Source organism: Kytococcus sp. HMSC28H12, assembly GCF_001816045.1.
In the GTDB taxonomy this organism is placed as follows: Bacteria; Actinomycetota; Actinomycetes; order Actinomycetales; family Dermatophilaceae; genus Kytococcus; species Kytococcus schroeteri.
On the sequence record NZ_KV824700.1, the window covers coordinates 1 to 614 of the forward strand.

2 protein-coding genes are annotated in these 614 nt (G+C 63.7%); both read right to left on the minus strand.

Annotated features, from left to right (window positions below; all coding sequences use genetic code 11):
- On the minus strand, nt 1–207 hold a 207-nt coding region (locus tag HMPREF3099_RS13585; RefSeq protein WP_237769861.1), incomplete at its 3' end, for a hypothetical protein.
- Between the two features lie 2 nt (nt 208–209).
- The coding region (locus HMPREF3099_RS13195; protein WP_083323755.1) for a DUF6318 family protein at nt 210–614 on the minus strand (405 nt) is incomplete at its 5' end.

Consider the following 614-nt stretch of genomic DNA (forward strand, 5'->3'; position numbering starts at 1 on the left):
TTGGACGACGTATTCGTAGTACAAGGTCGGCGGCTTCCCGGGTGCAGGTGGGGTCGACTTCGGCGGTCGCTTGTCCGCCAGCTCCTCGACCTCCTCCACGCTCAGTCCAAGGCCCACTCCGTCGTCATAGTCATCACATTCGACATCTCGGTCCCCGCGGCAGTCCTCTGAGGCAGGCAAGGCCACCACGTACTCAGCACCGAGCATGGTCACTTCCCGTCCCTCTCGTAGTAGGGCTCGGGATTGGGGTGCATCTTCTGAATGACCCAGCGACCCTGGTGGTGGAGTTTGAAGGTGTAGCCGTACTCAGGCTGCTCGCTGAGCTCCTCGACAACGTTCCCGTCACTGTCACGGACGGTGGTGGGGTTCTGTCGGAAACCCACGGTCACGTGGAACCCTCCCTCCTCCGGGAGAGGCTCACCCGTGCCCAGCACGGTGTACGTCTCACCATCTGCGCGTTCGTTCCTCTCCTCGGATTCCCGGGCCACGCGGACGTGGCGGGCGCAGGTGTTGCAGTCCTCACCGGCGTACTTGTCCAGGACTCCCGCCTTCGGGTGCTCGTAGAGGTAGCTCAGGGTCTCGATGTACCAGCGGGCGAAGGCCTCGGCACCCTC